Origin of the sequence: Actinomyces israelii DSM 43320 (genome assembly GCF_000711965.1) — a bacterium.
GTDB classification, from domain to species: domain Bacteria; phylum Actinomycetota; class Actinomycetes; order Actinomycetales; family Actinomycetaceae; genus Actinomyces; species Actinomyces israelii.
Genome location: NZ_JONS01000031.1, coordinates 19,245 through 39,964 on the forward strand (window position 1 = coordinate 19,245; position 20,720 = coordinate 39,964).

General features: G+C 72.4%; 18 protein-coding genes. 7 read left to right on the forward strand and 11 right to left on the reverse strand.

Annotated elements, in window-relative coordinates:
• Positions 1–77: 77 nt before the first annotated feature.
• Positions 78–782 carry a LysE/ArgO family amino acid transporter gene (locus O145_RS10880; RefSeq protein ID WP_229118507.1) on the reverse strand — a complete coding sequence of 235 codons (705 nt, stop codon included), beginning with the start codon at positions 780–782 and terminating at the stop codon, positions 78–80.
• A 55-nt stretch (positions 783–837) separates the two neighbouring features.
• Here O145_RS10880 and O145_RS10885 point away from each other — a divergent pair, with 55 nt between their 5' ends.
• Together O145_RS10885 and O145_RS10890 are read left to right on the forward strand one after the other, a co-directional pair.
• Positions 838–1,830 (forward strand): ArgP/LysG family DNA-binding transcriptional regulator, encoded by a 993-nt coding sequence (locus O145_RS10885; protein ID WP_084682552.1) that lies wholly within the window; start codon positions 838–840, stop codon positions 1,828–1,830.
• 49 nt (positions 1,831–1,879) lie between these two features.
• Positions 1,880–3,796: an ABC-ATPase domain-containing protein gene (locus O145_RS10890; protein WP_043562915.1), complete on the forward strand. Its 1,917-nt coding sequence runs from the start codon at positions 1,880–1,882 to the stop codon at positions 3,794–3,796.
• A 181-nt stretch (positions 3,797–3,977) separates the two neighbouring features.
• On the opposite strand, the gene O145_RS10895 is transcribed toward O145_RS10890, so the two are convergent.
• Positions 3,978–4,532 carry an NADPH-dependent FMN reductase gene (locus tag O145_RS10895; protein ID WP_043562916.1) on the reverse strand — a complete coding sequence of 185 codons (555 nt, stop codon included), beginning with the start codon at positions 4,530–4,532 and terminating at the stop codon, positions 3,978–3,980.
• 157 nt (positions 4,533–4,689) lie between these two features.
• Positions 4,690–6,243 (reverse strand): threonine ammonia-lyase, biosynthetic, encoded by a 1,554-nt coding sequence (gene ilvA / locus O145_RS10900; RefSeq protein WP_043562918.1) that lies wholly within the window; start codon positions 6,241–6,243, stop codon positions 4,690–4,692.
• Between the two features lie 292 nt (positions 6,244–6,535).
• Here ilvA and O145_RS18235 point away from each other — a divergent pair, with 292 nt between their 5' ends.
• The 5 genes from O145_RS18235 (at position 6,536) to O145_RS10920 (ending at position 9,435) form a co-directional block, all read left to right on the forward strand.
• On the forward strand, positions 6,536–6,880 hold the full coding sequence (locus tag O145_RS18235) for a hypothetical protein (protein WP_043562920.1): 345 nt from the start codon (positions 6,536–6,538) through the stop codon (positions 6,878–6,880).
• A gap of 3 nt (positions 6,881–6,883) precedes the next feature.
• The gene (locus tag O145_RS19265) at positions 6,884–7,882 is read left to right on the forward strand and encodes a hypothetical protein (RefSeq protein WP_229118508.1); all 999 of its coding nucleotides are present in this window, start codon (positions 6,884–6,886) and stop codon (positions 7,880–7,882) included.
• A 64-nt stretch (positions 7,883–7,946) separates the two neighbouring features.
• Positions 7,947–8,330 carry a hypothetical protein gene (locus O145_RS19270; RefSeq protein ID WP_229118509.1) on the forward strand — a complete coding sequence of 128 codons (384 nt, stop codon included), beginning with the start codon at positions 7,947–7,949 and terminating at the stop codon, positions 8,328–8,330.
• A 182-nt stretch (positions 8,331–8,512) separates the two neighbouring features.
• On the forward strand, positions 8,513–8,890 hold the full coding sequence (locus O145_RS10915; RefSeq protein WP_229118510.1) for a hypothetical protein: 378 nt from the start codon (positions 8,513–8,515) through the stop codon (positions 8,888–8,890).
• 185 nt (positions 8,891–9,075) lie between these two features.
• Complete coding sequence (locus O145_RS10920) at positions 9,076–9,435, forward strand: hypothetical protein (RefSeq protein ID WP_043562921.1); 360 nt, start codon at positions 9,076–9,078, stop codon at positions 9,433–9,435.
• Positions 9,436–9,569: 134 nt separating this feature from the next.
• Here the strand turns inward: O145_RS10920 and O145_RS10925 are convergent, their stop codons facing one another.
• The 8 genes from O145_RS10925 to O145_RS10960 all read right to left on the reverse strand — a co-directional run.
• Complete coding sequence (locus O145_RS10925; RefSeq protein WP_084682554.1) at positions 9,570–11,396, reverse strand: ABC transporter permease subunit; 1,827 nt, start codon at positions 11,394–11,396, stop codon at positions 9,570–9,572.
• A gap of 4 nt (positions 11,397–11,400) precedes the next feature.
• Complete coding sequence (locus O145_RS10930) at positions 11,401–13,011, reverse strand: ABC transporter substrate-binding protein (protein ID WP_052375016.1); 1,611 nt, start codon at positions 13,009–13,011, stop codon at positions 11,401–11,403.
• A 62-nt stretch (positions 13,012–13,073) separates the two neighbouring features.
• On the reverse strand, positions 13,074–13,997 hold the full coding sequence (locus O145_RS10935) for an ATP-binding cassette domain-containing protein (protein ID WP_229118511.1): 924 nt from the start codon (positions 13,995–13,997) through the stop codon (positions 13,074–13,076).
• Complete coding sequence (locus O145_RS10940) at positions 13,994–14,953, reverse strand: ATP-binding cassette domain-containing protein (protein ID WP_084682555.1); 960 nt, start codon at positions 14,951–14,953, stop codon at positions 13,994–13,996. Before O145_RS10940 ends, O145_RS10935 begins: the two co-directional genes overlap by 4 nt.
• Positions 14,954–15,084: 131 nt before the next feature.
• Positions 15,085–16,674, reverse strand: a complete 1,590-nt coding sequence (locus tag O145_RS10945) for a class I adenylate-forming enzyme family protein (protein ID WP_043562923.1) — start codon at positions 16,672–16,674, stop codon at positions 15,085–15,087.
• Positions 16,675–17,020: 346 nt separating this feature from the next.
• Complete coding sequence (locus tag O145_RS10950; RefSeq protein WP_229118512.1) at positions 17,021–18,286, reverse strand: MFS transporter; 1,266 nt, start codon at positions 18,284–18,286, stop codon at positions 17,021–17,023.
• 137 nt (positions 18,287–18,423) lie between these two features.
• Complete coding sequence (locus tag O145_RS10955) at positions 18,424–19,758, reverse strand: MFS transporter (protein ID WP_052375023.1); 1,335 nt, start codon at positions 19,756–19,758, stop codon at positions 18,424–18,426.
• 5 nt (positions 19,759–19,763) lie between these two features.
• Positions 19,764–20,720 (reverse strand): SMP-30/gluconolactonase/LRE family protein (locus O145_RS10960; RefSeq protein ID WP_229118513.1); only part of this gene is annotated, 957 nt, incomplete at its 5' end.

A 20,720-nucleotide genomic window follows, 5' to 3' on the forward strand; every position in this document is an offset into this window, starting at 1 on the left:
CGAGATCGGTCGTAAACCGCGTCGGGATCGGTCCCTGGACCGATCTCGATGAAAGATAGACGACGGGCGAGGGCGGCTCAGGCGCCCAGGGCCAGGTGCGCGGCGACCCCCAGCATGACGCAGCCGACGAGCACATCGACCACCCGCCACGTCCTCGGGCTCGACAGCGGCCCGGACAGGGCCCGCGCCCCGAGCCCGAGCCCGGCGAACCACACGACGGAGGCCGCGCAGGCGCCGGCCGCCGCCCACCACCGCGCTGGCCCGAAGTTGTTGGTGACCGTGCCGAGCATGAGGACGGTGTCGAGGTAGACGTGCGGGTTGAGCCAGGTCAGCGCCAGCGTCGTCGCCGCGACCGACGCCGCCGGGCGCGCCGCCGACTCCTCCAGCGCGCCGGGGCGCAGCGCCGAGCGGAAGGAGGACACCGCGAAGGCCGCCAGGTAGATCGCCCCGCCCCAGCGCAGCGCCTCGAGCGCCCAGGGGGCCAGACCCGTCACGGCGCGAATCGCCCCGGTCCCCACCGTGATGAGCACGAGGTCGCTCAGCGCGCAGATCGCGATGACGAGCCCGATGTGCTCGCGGCGCACGCCCTGCCGCAGCACCCATGCGTTCTGGGCCCCGATGGCGACGATGAGGCCGAGCCCGGTGCCGAAGCCGGTCAGGACGGGAGTCATGCCGAATGACGCGTCGCCCGGGGCGGCTGCCGGGAGTGACGCCGGCGCTGTGGTCGCCGCGGCAGCCGCGGTCGTCACGGTGGTGATGGTCGTCAAGGTCGCTGTGCTCACGCGCCGAGGCTAGGCGCGGCACGGTCGTGAAGACCAGCGCGATAATCTTCAACTCATGAAGCCTTCCTTCATGCACCCCGATCAGCTCGGCGCCCTGGAGGCCGTAGTCGACGCCGGCACATTCGAGGCGGCGGCCAGCCGGCTCGGGATCTCGACATCCGCCGTCAGTCAGCGGATCCGGGCTCTGGAATCCGCCCTCGGCCGCGTTCTCGTGCAGCGCGGCTCCCCCTGCGCCCCCACTGCCGACGGCGAGGTCGTGCTGCGCTACGCCCGCCAGCAGGCGCTCCTCGCCGCCGAGATGGCCGCCGAGCTCGACCTCGACGCGCCGGCCGGAGCGCAGCCCGCAGAGGCCGCCGGGCCCTTGAGGGCCGGGGAGCCCGTCGAGCTCGCGGTCGCCGTCAACGCCGACTCCCTGGCCACCTGGTTCACCGCGGTCCTGCGCGAGGCCGCCGGGTGGAGCTGCCGCCTCCGCCTGGTCGTGGCCGACGAGGGCCGCACCGCCGAGCTGCTGCGCTCGGGCCGGGTGATGTGCGCCGTGTCGTCGTCGGGGACGCGCGTGGCCGGCTGCCGGGCGGAGCGCCTCGGGGCGATCTGCTACGTCCCCGTCGTCGCGCCCGGGCTCCTCGCCGACGGCGCCACGGCCTCCTCGCTGCCGGTGGCCCGCTTCGACGCCGACGACGACATGCAGGACCTCGCCCTGCGCGCGGCGGGGCTGCCCGCAATCGCGCCGCGCGCCGTCGTCCCCACGGCGGCCGGGTTCGCCGCGGCCGTTGAGGCGGGCCTGGGCTGGGGCATGCTGCCCGCCGCCCAGGCGGCCGATCACCCGGGCCTGGTACCCGTGCCCGGGCTGGCGGCGCTGGACCGCACCCTGTTCTGGCACCGCTGGTCGATCACCTCGGCGAGCCTGGACCTGCTCACGACGGCGGTGCGCCGCGCATGCCGGGATCAGGGCCGCAGACCGATCTCGAGCCGGAACCGGACCGATCTCGGCGCGGAAGTGAACCGATCTCGGCGCGGAACCGGACCGGTCTCGGCGAGGGGAGCATGAGCCGCTGCACGGGCCGGTGGACGGGCCGGCGGTGTGCCAAGATCGGTCCATGAGTGAGAACGGATACGGCCCGGCCCGCCGCGACGACTCCCGCGGGCGCCGCGGCGGCGATCGAGGCGGCCGGGGCTACGGCTCGGGCGGCCGCTACGGCGGGCGCTCCGACGACAGGCGGGGCGGGCGCCGCGATGACGGCTCCGGCTACCGGTCCCGGCGCGCGCGCCGGGACTACGACGACGAGCCGCGAGACGGCGCCCTGTCCGACCTCGTGGGGCACCTCCACGCCCTGGACGACCGCTCCTACGCGGCGTACAAGGCGATCGTGGGCCGCTACGAGGCGCCCGAGGGCTGGGTCCTGCACGTCGACCGCGTCCAGCCCGACCCCTACGCTCCCCCGACCCGCATCCGCGTCGAGGTCCCCGCCGACCTGCCCGGCCTGGAGGTCCTGGAGGAGCGCGCGCTCCTGACCACCGGCGACCGCCGTCTGGCGGTGCGGGACTTCCTCACCCGCGAGCTGCGCGCGGGCTTCAAGGGCACGAGCCTGTCCATCGCCCTTCCCGGTCAGGAGGTCCTGGAGCGCTCCGCCGTCGTCGCCCTGTCCGAGGAGCCCGAGGACGAGGGGGAGCCGGCGGCTGCGAGCGCCTGGACGCTGCAGGTGCGCGCCCGCGTGGCGCTGCCCGCGCGCGGCCGCTCCATCCAGGGGCATGAGGCCGCCCGCATCATCTCGCGCGACCTGACCCGGGCGCTCGGCACCGCCCTGGACCTGACCGGCGAGCGGGCCGAGCGGCTGCTCGCCCATGTGGCCGCGCTCGAGGACCACCGGGCGCTGACCGGTGTCGTTCGCTCCAACGGGTGGGTCTCGTTCCTCGCCGACGGCGCCCTGCTGCCGCGCCGCTCCGGGGTGAGCGACGAGCCCATGCGCGCGGGCGCCGTGCCGCTCGAGGCGCCGGAGCCGCTGGCTGCCGAGGTCGACCTGCCGCACGCCGGGCGGGTGCGCGGCACGGTCATCAGGGCGGGGGTCACTGTCATCGTCGGCGGCGGCTACCACGGCAAGTCGACGCTGCTGAGCGCCGTCGAGCGGGGCGTCTACCCGCACGTGCCCGGGGACGGCCGCGAGCTGGTGGCCACGGTGCCGGACGCGGTCAAGGTGCGCGCCGCGGATGGCCGGGCGGTCACCGGCGTCGACCTGTCGCCCTTCATCTCGCACCTGCCGGGCGGGCGCGACACCGTCTCCTTCACCACCAAGAACGCCTCGGGCTCGACCTCGCAGGCCGCCTCGATGATCGAGGCCATCGAGGCCGGGGCGAGCGCCCTGCTGCTGGACGAGGACACCTCGGCGACGAACCTGCTCATCCGCGACGCGCGCATGCGCGCCCTGGTGGCCGACGAGCGCGAGCCGATCACGCCCTTCGTCGACCGCGTCGGGGCGCTGGCGGCCGCCGGGGTCTCCACGGTCATGGTGATGGGCGGGTCGGGCGACTACCTGGACGTCGCCGACCGGATCCTGCTCATGGACTCCTACGCCCTGCGCGACGCCACCGAGCAGGCGGCCGCCGTCGTGGCCTCCCAGCCGCGCGAGGCCACGGCGCTGCCGCAGTGGCCGACGGCGAGCCCCCGCATGCCGCTGCCCTCGCCCCCGCGCGAGCGGCGCGGGCCGATCCGCACGCGCTCGCGCGGCCTGGACCAGCTCCAGCTGGACCGCGAGGAGGTCGACGTCGCCGACGTGTCCGGCATTGTCGACCCCGGCCAGGCCGAGGCGATCGCGCACGCGCTGCGGGCTCTGCTGGAGCAGCGCTTCGACGGTGCCTCGCCGCTGGCGCAGTGCCTGGAGGACCTGGACGCGCTGCTGGACGACGAGGGCCTGGACGCGCTGGGCGCGGTCCACGAGCGCCCGGCCTTCCTGGTGCGCCCGCGCATGGTGGACGTCGCCGGGGCGGTCAACCGCTACCGGGGCCTCGACCTGGCCTGAGGCAGCGCCGGACGGCGCGGGCTGCCGCGCTGCGAAGAGGACGTCGCCCTCGCAGGCAAGGGCGGCGACGACGGCCGGCCAGCTCGGGCCACCCGCAGCCGGGAGCGGTCGGCCCGGGCCCCGGCTCTCGGCAGGACCAGGGCCGGTCGTCCTGCTCGAGCCCCAGCCGGCGCCGGGCGCCTCAGCGCAGGGCGGCGAGCGCCCTGTCCTGGGCGACGACGGCCTCGACCATCGCGGGGACCTCGCCGTCGTGGTAGGCGGCGGGCGCGAAGGCGCCCTCGTCGAAGTCGGTGGCCAGGGACAGGTTGACCTGCCTGCCCACGACGCCCGTGGTGAAGTTGACCAGGATGCCGCGCAGGTGCTCGATCGGGCGGGTCCCGCCCAGGTAGGAGTAGCCGACGAGCCCGACGGCCTTGTTGGCGAGCACGGACGGGACGATGAAGTCGATCGCGTTCTTCAGGGCGCCCGGGATGGAGCGGTTGTACTCGGGGGTGACGAAGACGTAGGCGTCGAAGCGGGCCAGAGCCTCGTTCCACGCCACGGCGGCCGGGTCCTTCGGGGCGGCCATCATCGGGGGGATCTCCTCGGCGAAGACCGGGAGGCGGAAGTCGGCCAGCTCGAGGACCTCGGCCTCGGCGCCCTCGACGGTGCTCGCCCTCTCGGCGACCCACTGGGCGACCGCAGAGCCGACGCGGTTGGGACGGACGGAGCCGGTGATGACGGCGAGACGGGTCATGAGGATCCTCCACGGAATCGGTGCGGGACCGGTCGCGCCCGAGGCGCGCCGGTCATTGAGTCATGAATTAATCTAAGCTTTCAGTCCTGGAAAATCCATTTCGTAAGTCAATGAGTCGCCTCACGTCGTCCTCCGCGCGAGGACGGCCCGTCGGCGCTCACCGCGCCAGGAAGAAGCGGGCCGAGGGGTCGTCGGTCTCCTCGTTGTAGGCGTATCCGAGGCGGTCCATGTGCTCGGCGAGCGCGACGTCGTCGGGGCCCGCCTCGAAGGCGGTCAGGATCCGTCCGTAGTCGGCGCCGTCGGTGCGGTAGTGGAACAGGGTGATGTTCCAGCGGGTGCCGAGCACCTCCAGGAAGCGCATGAGCGCGCCGGGGGCCTCGGGGAAGGCGACGCTGAAGAGCCGCTCGGTCAGCCCCGCGGGGGCGCGGCCGCCGATCATGGAGCGCACGTGGACCTTGGCGAGCTCGTCGTCGGTCAGATCGACGACGCCGTAGCCCACGGCCCTCAGGTCGTGGACGATCTCGGTGCGCTCGTCGCGTCCGCGGGTGAGCTGCACGCCCACGAAGATCCGGGCCGGCGATCCGGGGGGCGCCGAGGCGGAGACCCGGTAGTTGAACTCGGTGACGGCCCGCCCGCCCAGGACGGAGGCGAAGCGCAGGAACTCGCCCTGGACCTCGGGGATGGTCACCCCGAGGATGGCCTCGCGCTGCTCGCCGATCTCGCTGCGCTCGGAGATGTAGCGCAGCTGGTGGAAGTTGAGGTTCGCGCCCGAGAGCACGCACGCCAGCCGCTCCCCCCGCAGGCGGTGGGCGGCGACGTACTTCTTCAGGCCGGCCAGGGCGATGGCGCCGCTGGGCTCGGGCACGGCGCGCAGGTCCTCGAACAGGTCGCGCACGGCGGCGGAGGTCTCGTCGGAGGAGACGGTGACGACGTCGTCGAGGAGGGCCGAGCACAGGCGGAAGGTCTCCTCGCCGATGCGGCGCACGGCGACGCCCTCGGCGAACAGGCCGACGCGCTCGAGGGTGACCGGCTCGCCGGCGGTGAGGGCCGCCGCCAGGCAGGCGGACTCCTCGTGCTCGACGCCGATGACGACGACGTCGGGCATGAGCTGCTTGATCAGGACGGCCACGCCGGCGGCGAGGCCGCCGCCGCCCACGGGCACGAAGACGCGGTCGAGCTCGGCGTCCTGCTGGATCATCTCCAGGCCGACGGTGCCCTGGCCGGCGATGACGCGCGGGTCGTCGAAGGGGGCGATGAAAGTCAGGCCCTCGGCGGCGGACAGGCGCTGCGCCTCGGCCTTGGCCGCGTCGAAGTTCTCGCCCGTCAGGACGACCTCCCCGCCCAGCGACCGCACGGCGTCGACCTTGATGCGCGGGGTGACGGTGGGCATGACGATGGTGGCGCGCACGCCCAGGATCGAGGCGCTGCGCGCGACACCCTGGGCGTGATTGCCGGCGGAGGCGGTGATCACGCCGCGGGCGCGCTGGGCGCCGGTCAGGGAGCGCATGGCGTTGTAGGCGCCGCGGATCTTGAAGGAGTGGACCGCCTGAAGGTCCTCGCGCTTGGCCTCCACGATGCTGCCCAGGCGCGCGGACAGGGCGGGCAGCTCCTGCAGGGGCGTGTGCTCGGCGGCCTCGTAGACGGGGGCGCGCAGGATGGCGCGCAGGTACTGGGCGGAGTCCCAGGGGGTGTCGACGGCGGGATCGTTCACGGCCTCACTGTAGATGACAGTAGATGAGCGACTCTCGGCCGCCTCGGGCGCCCGTGGGCGTGGCGATAATCCAGGACGCGGGCGCCTCCATGGGCCGCCGAGTGCCGACAGGGCCGGAAAAGCCCGGGGAGCAGTGCCGAGTCCGTGCGTCGGGGGTCTGGACAGGGTGTGGGTTGTGGCGGTAGTCTCACTTCTGGGGTTCGGGTTATTACGAGTGCGATGGTTCGGCCTGTTCCCGGGGTCCTGTTGACTGGCCTGGTCCCTTTTTCTGTGTGCGTGCTGGAGGCCTGCGATGACGGCGGGTACTCATGTTGTCGGGGGTGGCCTTGAGGCGCTGGCGGCCTCGGTGGGCGGGGTGTGCGACGGGCTGTGGGGTCTTGATGTGGCCGGGGCGGTGGGCGGCGCCGCCTCGGCGGTGCCGGGCTCGGCGAGCTCGGGGCTGGTGGCAGCGGCCGCTGCTGGCCTGGACGGCAGGCGGACCGCTCTGGGCGGCCGGTACGGGGCGGTCAGCGGCGGGGCCCAGAACCTGGCGGTCATCCACCGCAGCAATGACAGCGCCGTGGCCGCAGCCACGCCCACTATCGGGGCCGGGGCGGGGCAGGCCGCAGGCTGGGCCCGCGCCAGAGGACTGGAGTGAGCCATGGTCACCTGGACCGACGTGCGCGCCTGGCGCCACGGGCCTCTGGCGGAGGCCGGCCAGTCGCTGCGGTCCCTGGGCACCACCGTGGCCGACCTGGCCCAGGACGCGCAGCAGGCGGGCTCGCGGATCGCCTCCCAGGCCCCCAGCGTGGACGCCGCGCGCGCCGCCCTGAGCCGCTGCGGCGCGTCCCACGAAGAGCTCCTGGCCCAGGTCACCTCCCTGACCAGGGCCACCACCGAGGCGGGCCAGGGCGTGGCCGCGGTGAGCAGGAAGGTGCTGGCCGCCCTCGACTACGCCAACGCCCACCCCATGGTCACCCTCCACCCCGACGGCACGGTCTCGGCAGCCCCCGCCACCAGCGCAGACGCCGACCCGGCCGCGGGCGAGGCGGCCGGCGCGAGCAGGGCCGGCATGGGAGCGGCTGCCGGGCTCGCCGGGCTGACGGCCGAGCAGATCCAGGAGCAGGCCGCCGAGCTCGAGCAGATGGTCACAGCCGCCCTCACCCTGGCCGACCAGGTCGATGCGGCCTACGCAAGCACCCTGACCGCCCTGACCGCCCTGGCCGTACCAGACCCGCAGCCCGGGCCCTGGCCGTGCCAGACCCGCAGCCCGGGCCCTGGCCGACACCACCCGACCCCAACCAGCCTGCACCAACCCGTTCTCAGCAGGGGCGAGACACTGCTGTTCGTGACTCTCGCGGTGGCCGCCTGCGCAACGGTGGACAGCACGACGACGAGGACGCCGACAACCAGGGCGACTGGCTCGGCGACGGGGTTCCCGGTGAGCACGCGGACATGCCCGGCGTCAGGCCCTGGCACTACCAGGGCGACTCCGACAACGAGGGCTCAGGCCCGCACGCGCAGCCGAGCCCGACCCCAGGCGACTACGCCAACCACGAGGCCGCCACCCTCGCCGCCGATGGATTCTCCCCCTGGTGGCCGGACGCCGCGGCGAACCTGCACCACTACCTCGGCAACACCGGCGACCCCCAGAGCATGAACGTCGACAAGATGCTCACCGACCTGCCCCAGCTGTCGACAACTCGGAGGCCGCCGTTAAGGACATGGCGGGGAAGGCGGTGAGGGACGCGCAGGAGACAGGCGCGACCGGGCCGGTGACCTACCCCTTCACCACCAAGTGGACCCAGGAGTACACCGACCAGGACACGCAGCCGAGCTGGTTCTACGCCACGGGCAGCTACAAAGCCGCTACGGACGGCACCATCACCGTCTACCCGCCGTCGGACGAGAACCCCGAGTGGACGTACAAGTACGACTACCGCGTCCACACCGCCGACCGGTACAACTGGGACGGAACCAAGTCCACAAAAATCGTCGGCGTGCCAATAACGGACAAGCAGCTCCAGGAGCTGCACCAGGCCGGCCTCGCCCAGGAGTACGACCTGGTGGGCGAGTCCTCACCCCAGCACGGAGAGGGCCCACCATGAGAACAAGACGCGCACTCCTGCGACACCCGACCACCGGCGCGGCTCTCATAGTGGCTGCTGCCGTTGCCGCGGGGTGCAGCCTCTCCCGCCCGGACGACGTGTCAACGGCTCGAACGCCTCGAACAGCCGCTCAGGCAACGGGCACCGCCAGTGTCCAGCCGGACGCGCCCTACCCGGCCGACATGGACCACCTCGACGACATCCTCGCCAGCGGCGACGGCCACGAGCTGCCCCAAGGCGCCCAGGTCACCTCCGTCAGCCCGGCCACCAACTTCGCCGCACGAGTCCCAAACGGATGGGGCTACATCATCGCCTTCACCGCCACCGACACCAGCATCCGCACCTACGTCACCACACACATTGGCATGCCCGGCAAAATCATCGAGCGTTACCCGACGACACGGCCGGAGAACACGGACCTGGAGGACGTCGACCTCAGCAGCATTACAACCCCTGGGATTGGGGCTTCGGGGACGCCATACTTCTCCTCAAGCGCCCACTGGGCCGCGGCTGACTCATCATCCGCGACTCCTCCCGCTAGAATCAGGGCTGGCCCATGAAAAGCGGCAGGCACACACTCGCACGGCGCGCAGCAATCGGCGCGGCTCTCATAGTGGCTGCTGCCGTTGCCGCGGGGTGCAGCCTCTCCCGCCCGGACGACGTGTCAACGGCTCGAACGCCTCGAACAGCCGCTCAGGCAACGGGCACCGCCAGTGTCCAGCCGGACGCGCCCTACCCGGCCGACATGGACCACCTCGACGACATCCTCGCCAGCGGCGACGGCCACGAGCTGCCTCAAGGAGCCCAGGTCACCTCCATCAGCCCCGCCACCAACTTCGCCGCACGAGTCCCAAACGGCTGGGGCTACATCATCGCCTTCACCGCCACCGACACCAGCATCCGCACCTACGTCACCACACACACCAGCGTCAACGGTGAATACATGGAGCACGATCCGGTGTCAGGAACGGACACCGATTGGGTAGAGGATGTCGACCTCAGCAGCATTACCAACCCCTGGGACACCGGCTTCGGGGACGCCATACTTCTCCTCGAGCGCCCACTGGGCCGCGGCTGGCTCATCATCCGCGACTCCTCCCGCTAAACTGGAAGGCCGAATCACCGGAAACAACGAGCCGGAGCGCCTGCGACCGACCGGCCCGAGTCACGGCCCCTCACCCGCCTTGGTCGCAAAGACTCCGGAAGCGGGTCGTATCGCAAGTCGCCCCTGAGCACCCCTCAGGAGCGGCCCGAGCGCGAGGCGGCTACCGCCGTGACCGACAGGAGCACGAGCGCTCCGGCCGGCGTCGCCACCGCCCACGGCGCCCGCTCGATGTAGGGCAGCGCCTCGGCCAGCACGAGCCCCCACTCCGGCGTCGGCGCCTGGGCGCCCAGACCGAGGAAGCCCAGCCCCGCCAGCGCCAGCGCCACGCCCGGCAGGCGCAGGGCGGCGTGCCGCACGAGCACGGGGACAACCCCCGGCAGCACCCGAGTGAGCATGATCCGCGCCCGCCCCTCCCCCAGCATGGGCGCCAGGGCGACGTCGGGGCGCTCACGCGCCTCCTGGACGAGCGCGGCGGCGTGCGCGGCGAGCGGGGCCCAGGCAACGCAGGCCACGGCCAGGGCCGCCCCCGAGGCGCTCGGCCCGGTGACGGCGGCGACCATGAGGCCCGCAAGCACCGGCGGGGCGGCGTTGGCGACCTCCACCAACCCCACCGAGGCGCGCGGGGACAGCCCGAGCAGCAGCCCGATGACGGCGCACACGGCGGTCACGGCCAGCGCGGAGGCCGCCGTGGAGACCGCGCCGTGCGCCACCCGGGCGAGCACGTCGCGCCCCAGGGCGTCGGCCCCCAGCGGCAGCGCCCACGACGGCGCCTGCAGGCGGCGGGCCACCACCGCGTAGGGGTCCCGCCCGATCCCGGCCAGGACGAGCCCCACCAGGCCGGCCGCCCCGAGGACGGCGACGACGCGGGCCCCGGCACCGGTGCGCTCCACCGGCGGGGCGCCGGCCAGCCCGCCCGCGCCTGCGGCCCGGCCGACCAGGGCTCGCGAGGCGAGCACGGCCAGCGCCCCGGCGCCCAGGGCCAGGAGAAGCAGGAGCAGCACCCCGGCCTGGAGCGCCGGCACGTCCTGGGCGGTGGCGGAGCCAAGCAGCGCCCGCCCGATGCCGGGGATCGCGAAGACCTTCTCGACGGCGACCGCGCCCCCGGTCAGGCCTACGACGACCAGCGCGATCTGCCCGGTCAGGGGTGTCAGGGCCCGGCGCAGGACGGCCAGGGCGAGCCGGCTCCCGCCGATGCCCGCCGTCGTCCAGGTGGTGACCCACCGCTCGGCGAAGACCGCGGCGACCGCGTCCGACAGGAGCCCGCCGAGCAGACCGCCCCCGGGCAGCCCGAGGGAGAGGGCCGGCAGGACGACCTGCTCGGGCCTGCCCCACCCGTATGGCGGCAGCCAGCCGAGGTAGACCGACAGGATGAGCAGCAGGAGGGGCGCGAGCAGGTACTCGGGCAGTGAGGTCAGCGCGGCGGCGAGGGCGCCTCCGCGGCTGCGGCGCCGCCCGGCCAGGCCGTCCATGAGAGCCGGCAGGGTCAGGAGCACGGCGGTCAGGAGCGCGACGGCCAGGGAGGCGCCCATGAGGATCAGGGACACGCCGAAGGCGTCGAGCGTCCCCGGGCCCACGGAGTCGCCCGAGATCCAGGAGACCCCCGGGTCGCCATGGAGCAGGCCGCCGAGCCAGTGCCCGATGCTGCCGAGCGGGCCCGAGCTCAGGCCCAGCCGCTCACGGATGGCGTCGAGCACCTCGGGGGTGGCCTCGCGCTCGGCGCTGGTGGCGCGCAGGATCGTCAGCGCCGGGTCGTTGCTGGACAGCCACGGGAGCATCCCCACCAGGGCCACCAGGGCGAGGACGGCCAGGATCCGGGAGACGGCGACGATGCCGTCAATGCCGGCCCCGCGTGCGGGCAGCCACTGGCGCCACGCGCTGCGGAGCGGGCTCAGGCGGCGCAGCGGGCGCGGGGCGGTATCCCGGCCGGGGCCCGCAGGGCTTGCGGGGCTCGCAGTGGACATGCGCTCAGGCGACGGCGGTCGCGGAGGTGATGAGCGCGCGCTCGCGCGGGTCCCGCTCGGCGCCGGTGAGCCCGGCGGCCTCGCCCTGGAGGACGCGCTCGTGGAGGAGCGGGACGGCCGCGCCGCTGGCGAGGATGAGCTCCTCGGCGGCGATCACGGCGTCCTGCCGCGCCTCTCCGGGCTCAATGCCGGCGGCCTTGGTCAGGGCGGCGTCGACGGCGCTGTCGGCCAGGAAGCTCAGTGCGAAGGAGCCGGTGGAGGAGAAGTCGGAGACCATGTAGGCGACCGGGTCGCCGGAGTCCAGGACGGTGGCGCGAGAGAGCAGGAAGCAGTCGAAGGCGCCGGCCAGGGCGTCGGCCTCGATCTGGGCGTACTCGCGCACGTCCTGCTTGACGGTGAAGCCGACGGCCTCGAGCTGCTGGGCGATGAGGACGACCATCTCGGCGAGCTCGGGCCGGTCGGTGTAGGTGCCCAGGGTGATGGAGGTGCCGGAGGGGACGGCGCCGGCCTTGGTGAAGGTGGCCTTGGCCCCGTTGGTCCTGCCGGTGGCTGCGACGCCGTCGGCGCCCGCGAAGGCGGAGCCGCCCCAGGGGCGCTTCTCGGCGGCCCAGGACAGGGCCGGGCCGAGCAGGCCGGCGGCGGCGTCGGCGTGCCCCTCGTACATGGTCTCGACCAGGCCGGCGACGTCGATGGCGTCGCGGGCGGCGGCGCGCAGGGCGGGGTCCTTGAAGGCGCCGTCGCGGGTGTTGAGGTAGAGGGTGGCGGTGCGGGGCATGGGCACCTCGTGGAGGAGCTCCTCGTCGACGGTGGCGACCTGGGAGACGGGGACCGCCTCGACGAGCTCGGCCTCGCCGGTGCGCAGGGCGGCGCCGCGGGCGGTGCCGTCGGGCACGAAGGTGACGTCGATGCCCGCGGCGGCGGCCTTGTCGCCCCAGTAGTCGTCGTAGCGCTCGAGGGTGGCGGTGGCGGTGCCGTCGACGGCGGTCAGCGTGAAGGGGCCGGTGCCGTGGCCGACGGGGTCGACCGGGCCGTCAGCCGATCCGTCTGCGGGGTAGGCGGCCTCGGAGAGGATGGCGAGCTGGGGGCTGGACAGCCGCTGGGGGACGAGGGGGTCGGAGACGCTCGTGGTAACGACGACGTCGCTGCCCTCGGCGGCGGCCTTGAGCTTGACGCCGTCGAGGATGCGCGGCGGGGTCGTGTACCCGGCGGCGAAGGTCAGGGCGGCGGCGACGCGCTCGGCGGTCAGGGGCGTGCCGTCGTGGAAGGTGACGCCGTCGCGGATGGTGAAGCGCCAGGTGGTGTCGTTCTCGCGCTTCCAGGTGGTGGCCAGGCCCTCGAGGGCGTTGCCGTCGGCGTCGAGGTAGATGAGGGTCTCGGCGGTGGACCAGCGCGAGAGCTTGAAGGCGTCGTCGGACAGGGGGTTCAGGCCTGAGCGGGGCGGCTGGAGCATGGCCAGGCGGATACGGCCGTTGGCCGTCGAGCCCTTGGAGCCCGATCCTCCCGAGCAGGCGGCGACGGCGCCGGCCGCCGCGCCTGCCCCCAGCAGGGCGAGGACGCGGCGCCGGGAGAGCGCGGGGCCGTGGAGAGGCTGGCGGGACAGGAGCGAGATGGCCATGGATCAGGTCCTTCTGTGTCGGGTGCCGGGCGGCACGGGAGGTGGTGAGCGTCGGCTCGGGTTCAGTCGGGGAGGGCGGGGACGGCGTCGCGCAGGGCCCTGGCGGCGGGATGCTCGGGAGCGTCGAGCAGCCGGGCGGTGGGGACGTCCTCGACCAGGACGCCCGCGTCCATGACGATGCTGCGGGTGCACACGCGGGCGACGGCCGCCAGGTCGTGCGACACGAGCAGCAAGGCGGGTCGGGCCGCTTGCGGCCCGGCCGGGGCGGGCACGGCGCCAGAGCCGGCGGGTCGGGCCGCTTGCGGCCCGGCCGGGGCGGGCACGGCGCCGGGTGCAGCCGGGGCGGTGACGGGCGCGCACCAGCCGTCGTCGTCGGCGAGTCCGGCGAGCAGGTCGAGGACCTGGTGGCGCAGGGCGGGGTCGAGCCCGGAGACCGGCTCGTCCAGGAGGAGGTAGCGGGGGCTCGGCGCGAGGGCGCGCGCCAGGGCGAGGCGCTGGGCCTGGCCGCCGGAGATCTCGTGGGGGCGGCGGCGCCAGCTCTGGCGGGGCAGGTCGAGGGCCTCCAGGAGCGACTCGGCGACGGCCTCGTGCCCGTCGGGGCCGCCCGGCGCCCGGAGGGTGCGGAGGGCGCGGGTGATCTGGGAGACGACGTCGTGGCGCGGGTCGAGGCTGGCGGCCGGGTCCTGGGGCACGTACTGGACGGCGCGGCGGTAGGGGCGCAGCGCGCGTGCGCCGGGGCGTCGGCGGCCGGTGATGACGGGGCCGCCGTCGAGCAGGATGGTTCCGGCGTCGGCGGGCCCGGGGGCGTCGAGGAGGAGGAGCGCCTTGAGGAGGGTGGTCTTGCCGCAGCCGGAGCGGCCCAGGAGGGCGACGCTCTCGGAGGGCTCCAGGCGCAGGTCGACGTCGTGCAGGACGGTGTGGCGCTGGCCCGCGTCGTCGGGGTAGGTGCGCCGCAGTCCGGCGACCCGGAGGCAGGGTGCGGTCACGCGCGGGCCTCCGCCGGGGCGATGGGGCGGGCGATCCTGCCGACGGGGTAGTCGGTGACGTCGGCGCGGGCCTCGATGGCGGCCAGGGCGCCGGCCAGGGTCTCCTCGCGGGCGGCGGTGCACATGGCGCGGGTGACGGGGTGCTCGGGCCTGGTGATGACGCGGCGGGCCGGGCCGCGCTCAATGACGCGCCCCTGGTGGAGGACGACGATCTCGTCGCACAGGGAGGCGGCCGCGAGGTCGTGCGTCACCAGGAGTAGGGCCGGGGCGGGCACGGCGCCAGGTGCAGCCGGGGCGGGCACGGCGCCAGGTGCAGCCGGGGCGGGCACGGCGCCAGGTGCAGCCGGGGCGGAGGCGGTGACGTCGTCGAGGACGGCGAGGAGCTCGGCCCGGGCGACGACGTCGAGGGCGGTGGTGGGCTCGTCGGCCAGCAGCAGGACCGGTTCGGCGGCCAGGGCGAGGGCCACCGCGACGCGCTGGCGCTGCCCTCCGGACAGGCGCCCGGGGACCCGTTCGGCGAGAGCGGGGTCGATGCCTACGCGCCGCAGTAGGGCCTGTGCGCGCGCCGGCGCGTCCTGGCGGCTGCGTCCGGCGGCGCGCGCCGCGGCGGCGACCTGCTCGCCGACACGGATGAGCGGATGGAGGGCGGTGGCGGGGTCCTGCTGGACGAGGGCCGCGCGGGCGGCGCGGGGGCGGAGAGCGGCCGGGATGCGCAGAAGGTTTCTGCCGGGGCCCTCAGGACCGTCGGGGCCGTCGGCGTCCTCGACCGTGAGGCTGCCGGTGAGGGTCGCGGCGGGGGTGAGCGTTCCGGCCAGGGCGGCGCAGGTCAGCGACTTGCCCGCGCCCGAGGCGCCGACGAGCGCCGTCCGGGCGCCCCGGGCCAGGGTGAGGCTGACGTCGTCGACGAGAGTGCGGCCCCCGATGGCCACACCCAGACTGGCGAGAACGATTTTCATGTAGATGAGCCTATGCGGCCAACCGCCCCGTTCTCAAACCAGCCGCGAGCGGCTCGTATCACTATTAGCAGCCCGGGGGGCTGCCTCCGAGGCGCCTGGCCGCACCGCCCGGAGCTCGCATCACCGCGTCCTCAGATCATGGCGCTCAACAGAGCCCGGGCTCTGCGCTTGTCGATCTTCATGCCCGCGGTCTGCGGAAGCCGGTCGACGAACAGCACGCGCGTCGGCATCTCATATGCGGCAAGCATCTCGCGCAGCGATGCCCTGAGGCTGGAGGAGGTCAGCGATGCTCCGGGCCGGCGGACGACCAGGGCGGCGGGCGCCTCCCCATACACCGCGTCCCGGACGCCGACCACGCAGCAGTCGCGAACCCCTTCGACGGACCGAATGGTCTCCTCGACGTCAGTGCACCAGACCTTCTCACCGCCCCGATTGATCATGTGCTTCAGCCGGTCGACCACGTAGAGATAGCCGTCCGGAGTGACGTAGCCGATGTCACCGGTCCGCAGCCAGCCGTCCCCGCTCAGGCCGGTCTCGGGGGACTCTGACTCGTAGCGCGTGAGCAGGTTCGTACCGGACAGGCATATCTCACCGCGCTTCCCCCAGAGGACCTCGCTCCCCTCCTCATCGACGATCTTGACCCGCAGCCCCGGGATGGGGACGCCGGAGGAGCCGATCCTCGGCGAGACGGCCGCGTCGTCGGGGAAGACCGTTCCCGGCGACGTCGTCTCCGTCAGGCCGTACACGGTGCGGAACTCCATGTCGGGCATCCAGTCGTGAAGGACCCTGATGAGAGAGACCGGCATGTGGGCTGCCCCGCACGCAAGCATCCGCACCGACGGCAGGGAGGGCTGACGGTGCCGGTTGTCCGCCAGCATGGCGAAGACGGTCGGGGACGCATGGATGAAGGTGATCCGCTCCCCGGCGAGCGTGTCGAGGCAGGGGGCCGGACGCAGGCGCCGGTGGATGTAGAGACGGCCGCCGACGGAGAGCATCAGTCCGATAATCGCCACCAGCCCCGTGATGTGATACATCGGTACGGCGATGATCGAGCGATCGGAATCGGTGACGCTGAGGAGGCGCTCATAGGAGGTCACCGCGTGCATTACCGCCCGGTTGGACAGCAGCACCGCCTTGGCCCGAGCGGTTGTGCCCGAGGTGAACATGAGGATGGCGGTGCTCTCCGGATCCCCCGGAACGCCGGCGCGGACCTCGCCGTCCTCGTCGCCCTGCTCAAGCAGGACATCGGGCGTCACGACCTTCACGCCGCCCAGAGCGGCCCGGAGGTCTTCGGCCTTGCCGGTTTCGCAGACCAGGAGATCGAGGCGGGCCCGGGTCGCCAGCGGCACCACCTCCTGGCGCCGGAGCTTGCCCGGCAAAGGGCAGAAGACCGCTCCGCAGGCGCCGGCCGCCAGGAACACGACAATGAAGTCCGCGGAGTTGTCCATGAGGCAGCCCAGGCGGCGCCCGCGTCCGATCCCGTGGCGCGCCAGTGCGGCCGCAGCGGCGGTCACGCACTCCATGAGCGCTGCGTACGTGAGGCTCTCCCCGGTCTCATCGACGACGGCGATGTCGTCGCGATGGCGTTCCGCCGCTTTCCGGACTGCGTCGTAGAGACTCACCGGCGCCCCGCGATAACCGAGCCAGCGACGTCCGTCGACCTCGACCGGCTCGAGGTCCTCCGTCACGGACCTGGGCCAGTAGTCCTCGCCTCGCAGCACCGCCTATACCTCCTCGCGCGCAGCCGGCGCATCGTTGGCGGTCCCCGACCGGCGCGCCCCCGGATGACGGCGGATCCACGAGGCCGACGCCGCCCGCGCACTCCGGGCCGCGTCATCGCCCGCCTTCACGGCATCCGCCGCGCCGGCGGCGTCAAGAGATCCCTTGAAGGAATCTGGTGCGATCACAATCCGCATCGTTTCTCCTCGGTACTGGTGGCGGCGCCGGCGGCTGTCCCGCGGTGCCGCCACCACACATTCCAATTTCTGGGGCGTCAGGCACCGGAATCCGGCTTACGGTACTCAAGGCCCCAGGCGAGCAGGGCGCCGATGACTGTCAGGCCGATCATCATCCACAGACCGGCGAGCTTGTCGCCGGTCGAGGTCTCGAGCCGACCGCATATAGTCGGCCCGAGGAATCCGCCCACCAGACCGCACATGTTGACAAACGCGATACCCGATGCTGCCGAGGCACCGGACAGGCGGTTCGCCGGAAAGGTGAACAGGACCGACTGGATGACGAAAAGCATGAGGGCTCCGATGGCGAACCCGCACACGGCCGTCCACAGGTTTGACGAGACCCGGGCGATAGCAGTCCGCCGGCAACGCAGACGAGCCCACCGGAGACGAAGGCGCGAGCACGGCCTATCGACGTCGCGTACCGCGGAAGCGCCGTGGAGCCGACCGCCGCCGCAAGCCATGGCAGCGCCGTGATGAGGCCGACGGCCATCGTGCTCATCGAGGCGTCGTAGGACTTGATCATTGTGGGCAGGAAGTACGAGAGCGAGTAGACGGCGATCTGGTGGGTGAAGTAGATAGCGACGACGAGCCAGATCTGCGGGTCGCGCAGGACGGGGAGCAGGGCGCGCAGGTCGTGATGCTCCGACGCCCTTCCCCGGTCCTCCGCGTCGATGACGCGCTGAAGCAGGTTCTTGTCCTCGGGCGACAGCCATTTCGCGTCCCGCGGATGGTTCGGCAGCGTGTACCAGACGAGCCAGCACAGGACGACGGCGGGGGCGCCCTCGATGAGGAACATCCACTGCCACCCCTCAATCCCGAGCAGGCCGTGAAGCCGCAGAAGCGCGCCCGCCAGAGGGGCGCCGATCACGTTCGCCAAGGACACGCCCAGCAAGAAGAGACCGGTCGCCTTCGCCCGGTCCTTCTGCGTGAACCAGTACGAGAGGTACAGAATGATTCCCGGGTAGAGACCGGCCTCGGCCGCACCGAGGAGAACACGCAGGACGTAGAAGGAGCCCTCGTTCCACACGAATGCCATGGCCATGGAGATGAGTCCCCACGTCAGCATGATCCGAGCGATCCAGAATCTCGCCCCCACCTTGTGCATAATGAGGTTCGAGGGGATCTCGAGGACCGCGTAGCAGACGAAGAAGAGCCCGGCTCCGAGTCCGTACGCGGCGGCGCTCAGCCCAATGGAGGTCTCGAGCGACTCCTTCGCCATGCCGATATTCGTCCGATCGATGAACGCAATGATGTAGGCGGCCGCAAGAAGCGGCATCAGGCGCCCGAAATTGGTTCGCGTCGCACGGGCCAAGCGTGCGTCCTCCTGCGCGCTCAACCGCAAGCCGATGTTATCCTGGGGCGGCGTCGTTGCCATGGGTGTTCCTTTCAGTCGGTGGTGCCGGCGTCGGGCCCGGCGGGGAGATGGTGACGCGTTCTCCCCGCCGGAGCCGTGCACTGGCCGGCAGCGGGTTCTGACGCGGGTGGCGGAGCCTCCCGCACGCGGGCAGCCGATCAGGCGTCGTGCTCGGTCGTGCCGGCCGCCCGCTTGGGGACGAAGAGCTGGAAGACCACGCCGAGAGCGGCGCAGACCGCCATCACGACGAAGGTGAGCCGGTATCCGGTAGCGGCCTCCCAGCCGCCGCCGAGGCCGATGAGCCGTCCCATGAGAACGGGGGCGATACCCCCGCCGATGAACATGGCGGTGGTGATGAATCCGTTGGCCGTGCCGTGCGCCCCCTTCGGCGCGTGGTCGGTGGCCGAGGCGTAGTAGATCGGCCATACCGCATTGGCGACAATGCCGAAGAAGAGCTGGAGGCCGATATACATCGGCATGGCCGTGGCGAAGTAGAAGGCGCCGACGCCCACGGCCATCCAGGCCCCGCAGAGGACGATCGTCGTGCGACGGCCGAGGTAGTCCGAGACGGTCGGCCAGAAGATCTGCCCGAACACGCCCGTGAGGGTGAAGACGATGGAGCAGGCGGCAGCGGCCGCGTAGTCCAGGCCGACGATGTTCGCCAGGTACAGGGGCAGCACGTAGCTGATGCCCATGTAGACGATCTGCGTGAGCAGGGTTGTTCCCGAGGTCAACATGACGACCCTGTTGCGCAGGCAGAGGCGGACGGCGCCCTTGGCCTCCCTGTGCTCCTGCGCCTCGGTCTTCGACAGCGGCACCGTCATACCGCGGTCGGCGATCCTCGCACAGGTCTCGTCGAGGCGGGCCTCGGTGGAGTACCTCCACCAGAAGAGCATGATCGGGATCGAGGCGATGAGTCCGACGAAGAAAACGTACATCCAGTTCTCGTCGCCGAGCATCCTGAGCATCGCCGAGACGACAATGCCGGAGAACAGCGCCCCCACCGGGTAGCCGGTGTGGTGGACCCCGAGTGCGAAGCCCCGGCGCTCCTTGGGCCACCACTCGGCGGTATTGGAGATCCCGATGGGCTCGCCCCACCCGGCGCCCAGGTTGACGCCGACGCGCAGAACCACGAATACCACGAAGCTGTGGGCGATCGCCTTGATGCCGGTCAGCGCGGAGAGGAGATTGTAGGCGATAACGAGAGGGACCTGGAAGAACGCGCGCCTCCACCCCACGCCGTGCCTGTCGCTCATCCTGGATCCGACGATCGGCATGACCGCGAGTGCGAGCATGACCAGTGAGGTGATGGCCCCCCACCTCTCGGCACTCAGCCGGAAGTGGGTGGTGATCGATGGGCCCAGGCGGAGGATGACCTCGCGGTCGAAGGCGTTGATGACCCAGATGAACCAGGTGACGCCGAGCGCGACCCAGGAGCCGGCGGGGACGAGGCGGAGCGGCGCCTCCCCCTTCGCGAGCGTGTTGTGCGCCACGACGCTCACCCCTGGGCAGCCGCGCCGAAGCGGGGCGTCTCGTAGCCGCGGACGCCGAGGCCGTCAATGACGAGCAGCGCCCCTCTGCGCGCCCCGTCCTCGGGGAAGCGCGGAAGCGGGGGCCGCGCCATGGTCGTCACGTAGAGCCGATCCAGGTCGTCCCCTCCGAAGACCGGGCACGTGACCTTGCGGACGGGCATCTCGATCTGGCGCTCGAGCGTGCCGTCGGGGTCGTAGCGGTTGACCTTGCCCCCGTACACGTGCGCCTGCCAGACGAACCCCTCGGCGTCCACCGTCATGCCGTCGCAGGCGCCGCCGTCGGAGGTGTCCACCGTGACGAAGACCCGCCGGTTGGAGACCTCCCCGGTGGCGAGGTCGTAGTCGTAGGCCCAGATATCACCGGTCCACGTGTCCGCGAAGTAGAAGGTGCCGCCATCAGGGCTCCAGCAGGGTCCGTTGGAGCAGATGATCCCCTCGTCGAGCACCGTCAGCTCCCTGTCCACGCTCAGGGAGTAGAGGCGCCCGCCGGCCTTCTCCTCCATTGTGTCCATCGAGCCGAAGACGAACCGCCCGGCCGCATCGACCTTGCCGTCATTGAGCCTGTTACTCGGCAGTCCCGGCTCGGGCGCAGCAATGAGCTCGCGTGCGTCCGAGACGAGGTTGTAGGAGTAGAGACCGCTCTGGAGCGCGACAATGATCTCGTCGTCGTCCTCGGTCAGGGCCATGGAGCCGACCTTCTCCCGCACGTCCCACACCCTGAGCCCGCCGCCGTCGGCGTCATTGCTGAAGACTCGCCCGTCCTGGGAGTCGATCCACCACAGACGCCCGGTCCGCACGTCCCAGATCGGCCCCTCCCCAAGCTTTGGTTTGAGGTCGATCACCGTTGATATGGCCGGAATTAAACAAAATGGCATTCTGGGGCAACTGCTGCGGGATTCCTGGTTGGCGTCTGCGGAGCACCT

What these genes read in the sequence shown, in the direction of transcription:
- O145_RS10925 (WP_084682554.1), bottom strand. Translation starts at nt 11,396, where the DNA reads ATGTCCACTGCGAGCCCCGCAAGCCCTGCGGGCCCCGGCCGGGATACC.
- O145_RS10890 (WP_043562915.1), top strand. Translation starts at nt 1,880, where the DNA reads ATGAGTGAGAACGGATACGGCCCGGCCCGCCGCGACGACTCCCGCGGG.
- O145_RS10920 (WP_043562921.1), top strand. Translation starts at nt 9,076, where the DNA reads ATGGACCACCTCGACGACATCCTCGCCAGCGGCGACGGCCACGAGCTG.
- O145_RS19265 (WP_229118508.1), top strand. Translation starts at nt 6,884, where the DNA reads ATGGTCACCTGGACCGACGTGCGCGCCTGGCGCCACGGGCCTCTGGCG.
- O145_RS10885 (WP_084682552.1), top strand. Translation starts at nt 838, where the DNA reads ATGAAGCCTTCCTTCATGCACCCCGATCAGCTCGGCGCCCTGGAGGCC.
- O145_RS19270 (WP_229118509.1), top strand. Translation starts at nt 7,947, where the DNA reads ATGGCGGGGAAGGCGGTGAGGGACGCGCAGGAGACAGGCGCGACCGGG.
- O145_RS10930 (WP_052375016.1), bottom strand. Translation starts at nt 13,011, where the DNA reads ATGGCCATCTCGCTCCTGTCCCGCCAGCCTCTCCACGGCCCCGCGCTC.
- O145_RS10950 (WP_229118512.1), bottom strand. Translation starts at nt 18,286, where the DNA reads ATGGCAACGACGCCGCCCCAGGATAACATCGGCTTGCGGTTGAGCGCG.
- O145_RS18235 (WP_043562920.1), top strand. Translation starts at nt 6,536, where the DNA reads ATGACGGCGGGTACTCATGTTGTCGGGGGTGGCCTTGAGGCGCTGGCG.
- O145_RS10915 (WP_229118510.1), top strand. Translation starts at nt 8,513, where the DNA reads ATGGACCACCTCGACGACATCCTCGCCAGCGGCGACGGCCACGAGCTG.
- O145_RS10940 (WP_084682555.1), bottom strand. Translation starts at nt 14,953, where the DNA reads ATGAAAATCGTTCTCGCCAGTCTGGGTGTGGCCATCGGGGGCCGCACT.
- O145_RS10895 (WP_043562916.1), bottom strand. Translation starts at nt 4,532, where the DNA reads ATGACCCGTCTCGCCGTCATCACCGGCTCCGTCCGTCCCAACCGCGTC.